We start from the raw sequence: 4,162 nt of genomic DNA, 5'->3' as shown, positions 1-4,162 counted from the left end.
TCTGCCGGGCCGGCTGGAAGTGGTGGCGGTCCTGGTGGTGGCGGGCGCGACGGCGGCCGTCGCCGCGTGGACGGTACCCGGCCGCCGGCTCGTCCCCTACTGGGGCAGGGCCGCGGACGTCCTCCATCTGGTCGTGGCCCTCGCCCTGCTGCCGCTCGCCGCGCTGCTGTCCGGCGTCTTCGGGGCGCTGCGCGGGATCAGGGGTTGAGCGGGCGCATGAGCACCCAGAGCCGCAAGGACCAGGTCCAGGCCCACTTGTTCGTCATGGGACGGCTCTCCGGAGGTCTGCTGCGCGCCGACCCCGACGCCGCAGAGACCCCTTCCACCCGCACCTGGCGCGGGCTGGTGTGGGGCGTTCTGCTGGTGGTCCTGGCCTGCCTGGTCACCACCTTGTACGGACTGATCCGCCCCGGTGGCGCCACCTCCTGGAAGGAGCCGGGGACCCTGGTCCTCGTCCGGGAGACCGGGGCCCGCTATCTCTTCGTCGACGGCGCCCTGCACCCGGTCCTCAACGAGGCGTCGGCGCGGCTGATCGCCGGTGACCGTCTGCGCGTCACCGACGTGGCCGAGAGCTCTCTCGCCGGTACGGAGCGCGGCCCGGCCCTGGGGATCGTCGGCGCCCCCGACGGTCTGCCCGCCTCGGATCTGCCGCGCGAGACCTGGTCGGTGTGCGCCCTCCCCGGTTCCTCCTCACCTGGCGGTCCGCCGCTGACCAGCGTCGTCGTCGGAGCGGCCGGTACGGTCACCGGGCTGGACGAGAGCCGGGGCGTGCTGGTCACCGCCCCCGGTGAGGGCATCCAACTGATCTGGAACGGGCGCCGGTTCGCCGTCGACAGCGAGCACGGCACCACGGCCGCCCTCGGCTGGGCGGGCGTGGTGGCGACGCCGGTCGCCCCCTCCTTCCTCCAGTCGCTGGGCGCCGGCCCACCGCTGGCCCCGCCCGAGGTCGCCCGGCGGGGCGCCGCCGGCCCGCGCCTGTCCGGCGCGGCCACCCGGATCGGGCAGCTGTTCACGGCGTCCGGCCAGCACTACCTGCTCACCGAGAAGGGCCTGGTACCCCTCGGGGTGCTGGACCGTCTCCTGCTGCGCGGCGACCCCCGCACCCAAAAGGACGCCTACCGCGGCGCCGCGGTGCGCGAACTCAGCGTGGGACCTGCAGATTTGGCGGCGCATACGGCCCCCGCGTCGGCATCCGCGGGCAACCCTGCACTGCCGCGCACTGCGCCCGAGGTGTCGTCCGTCGATCCGGACGAGTTCCAGGTCTGCGTCCGCACGACCCCGACGGGCGACGGCTGGATGACGACGGTGGCGCTGGCCACCCGCGACGGGGTGCCGGGCTCCGCGCCCGTCACGCAGGCATCGGTCACCGCGGCCTGTACCCCGGCGGACCGCGTCTGGGTGCGGCCGGGGTCGGGCGCGCTGGTCCGGGCCCGGGCCAGCGCGGGTACCGGATCCTCCGAGTATCTGGTGACGGATGCGGGAGTGGCCTACCCGCTGGCCCCGAATGCCGCGCGACGACTGGGATACGAAGCGTCGTCGGCGGTGCGCCTCCCGTACCGTCTGCTGAGGCTCATTCCGCAGGGCCCGCTTCTCGATCCGGCGGCAGCGAATCGGGCCGGACCGCAATCGGCCGCAGGGCCGAATGACGGCGACGACGAACCCGCCGGGACCGCCCGTTCGTATACGGGTGCGCAATGCGGGCCGGCGGATTGAAAGCCGGGAATTCTCTGAGCTTTATTTGAGGTTGTTTTCCTCCACAACTATCGCTCTCAACAACTAAGGTGACGTGCCATCAGCTCGGGTGCGCGCGGCGAAGGAGATCGTGACATGAGTGACTACACGGACACCGTCGGTGGTTCGGACCGATACAACAGGGAACAGGCAGCGATCGACCTCGCCCGCCAGGCGCTTGAGGACAACGTCGCCGCGATGGCGAAAGCCGCCAACACCGTGCGGCAGATCCACGACGACGTCCGGATCTCGTACGTCGCCGCTTCCGCCACCTCGTTCACCAACAAGCTCGAAGAGTGGCTGGATGTCTACAACACCGTGAAGCAGCGCGTGGACTCCCTGCACCAGGCCCTGACCGCCGCCGACCAGACCCACAACACCGGCGAGATGGACGCCCAGCAGTACTCCGCAGCGTGGAGCCCGTCCGGCGGCACCTTCACCGACGAGGGCGAGAGCGCCTACGCGGCGCTCAGCGGCAAGTAGCGGCCTGTGCTCGCCCGTCACGGCGGGAACGTACGGCCTCGGGACCACCGAGGACCGGGACACATCAACGCATCGAGGAGAACGACATGGCGGACGTCGAACTGAAGAAGGCCGCGGCCAACGCCGCGATCGACGACATGGGGCAGGCCAACGCCGCGATGACGGCGGCCCTGCAGGACATGCTGGACCGCATCCGGCCGCTCCAGCAGTCGTTCTCCGGCGACTCCGCGCAGGCGTGGGCCGAGTTCCAGGGCACGGTGAACGCGGCGATCAACAAGATGAACACGACCTTCACCCAGGGCACGCAGGCCCTCACCAGCATGGTGGACCTCCAGATCCAGGCCGACCTGGCCGGCGGCCGCCAACTGTCGGCGCAGTGATGGCCGATCAGGCGACCGGCGACGGCACGGGTACCTACAAGGTCGACCAGGCGGCGATCGACCGAACGGTCGCACAACTCAACGGAGTCATCGAGGCGTTGATGACGAATCCGTCGCGGCTGACCTTGCAGACCTTCGCCGGCAAGGGCGGCAGCGGCATCTACCCGCACATCTACGCCGGTTCCGGCAGGGGCGCGGTGAGTGCCACGGCCCTGCAGGACAAGTTCAAGGCGTTCGCGGTAGCCATGGAGACGCAACTGGCCTCGATGGAGACCAATCTCGGTGGTCTCGTCAAGGACCTCGTCCTCGCCCACCAGTTCCAGAAGGAGGGCGAGGAGGGCGCAGCGCTGACCGCCGCCGAGATGATGGCCGATCTGCGGGACGCCCTGGCGGCCTTCGGCGGATCGACGAGCACGACGACAACCGCCCCGGCCGGGGCCCCCACCGCGTAGCGGCGAAACGGGCGACGCGGCCCCGCGAGAGGAGCACGACGGATGGCGGAAGGGTCCTGGGAGGACGCGCTCTCCCTGTACACCGGGCAGGAACCCACCACCAGGGAGCAGGTCGCGGGCAGCGGGGAGGGTTACGCGAGCTGGTTCGCCGAACACATGGTGGAACCGGCGAGCGCGCAGAGCGGTCCGCCGGAGGGCTGGGACCTGGCCGTGTCGATCCCCTGGATCCTCACCGATCCGCTCTTGCTCCCCACGGTGCTCCACTACCGCGTCGGCGTCCGCCTCTCCCCGGACATCGGCTCGAACGAGGGGGACACACCTCTCCACCGGTTCATGAGCGAACCGATCGACCGGCTGTACGGGGGCGCTTCCGACGCGGGCACCGACATGGTGAAGCTCCTCAGCTTCGACTCTGCGGTGATGGCCGCGCGGGGCGTACACGACCACCTCATGGCCACCCACGAACTGATCACGGGCATGGCCCGCGACATCGACGTGCCCGACGCGGAGCTCCAGGGCAGCGCGGCCGGCGCCCTCAAGGACGCGCTCACGGGCATCGCCAACGAATTCGAGGACCTGGCGGTGCAGATGACGACTCCCCGGGAGTTCACCGGGGAGATCGACCGTGCCCGCAGTCAGCTGCGCGATTCCACCATGGCGCTCAGCCGCGCCTACGAGACCTGGAGGAACAGTCCCGGCGCCTGGCCCGCCCAGCGGGTCGTTCATCTCTTCCATCAGGCCTTCGATCCGTTCGTCGGACAGGCCGCCCAGACGGTGAGCGGGACGGCGGGACCGGTCGTCCAGACTCCGTTCGGCTCACCCTCCGACCAGGGCTTCTGGGACCGGATGGAAGACCGGGCCAAGCAGGACTGGAAGATCGGAGTCGTGGACAATCTGGACGCGGCCGCGCACGTCCAACTGCCCGCCGTCGACGGTGCGTACAGCACGGCCGCCGCTCTCGTCCCCGGCGTGACCGCGCCGAACTGGCGCACGCCGAACAGCGCCGAGACCTACAGCGCGAGCCCTTACGGCACCCAGGCGGACGGTACCCCGGCCACCGCGGCGGACGCCGCCGCGCGGGCCGCCGAGGCGGCACGGGCCGAGGAACAGGAGTCC

The 4,162-nt window shown here is 70.9% G+C and carries 5 protein-coding genes and 1 pseudogene; all 6 read left to right on the top strand.

All coding sequences use genetic code 11. The features are described from left to right. Positions 1–208: pseudogene (locus ACFWEP_RS32500) on the top strand (type VII secretion integral membrane protein EccD); the annotation flags it as partial. Between the two features lie 8 nt (positions 209–216). Then, complete coding sequence (eccB, locus tag ACFWEP_RS32495; RefSeq protein ID WP_387375566.1) at positions 217–1,713, top strand: type VII secretion protein EccB; 1,497 nt, start codon at positions 217–219, stop codon at positions 1,711–1,713. Between the two features lie 114 nt (positions 1,714–1,827). Next, positions 1,828–2,214, top strand: coding sequence for a hypothetical protein (locus ACFWEP_RS32490; RefSeq protein WP_387375564.1), 387 nt, complete (start codon positions 1,828–1,830; stop codon positions 2,212–2,214). A gap of 86 nt (positions 2,215–2,300) precedes the next feature. Next, positions 2,301–2,594, top strand: coding sequence for a hypothetical protein (locus ACFWEP_RS32485; RefSeq protein ID WP_387375562.1), 294 nt, complete (start codon positions 2,301–2,303; stop codon positions 2,592–2,594). Further along, on the top strand, positions 2,591–3,046 hold the full coding sequence (locus ACFWEP_RS32480; protein ID WP_387375561.1) for a hypothetical protein: 456 nt from the start codon (positions 2,591–2,593) through the stop codon (positions 3,044–3,046). The genes ACFWEP_RS32485 and ACFWEP_RS32480 overlap by 4 nt, the downstream gene beginning before the upstream one ends. Positions 3,047–3,088: 42 nt before the next feature. Next, positions 3,089–4,162 (top strand): hypothetical protein (locus tag ACFWEP_RS32475; protein WP_387375559.1); only part of this gene is annotated, 1,074 nt, incomplete at its 3' end.

The organism is Streptomyces sp. NPDC060198 (assembly GCF_042728415.1).
Classification (GTDB): Bacteria; Actinomycetota; Actinomycetes; order Streptomycetales; family Streptomycetaceae; genus Streptomyces.
Note: the sequence above shows the minus strand (reverse complement) of the source record. Positions and strands in the feature narration are given on the sequence as shown.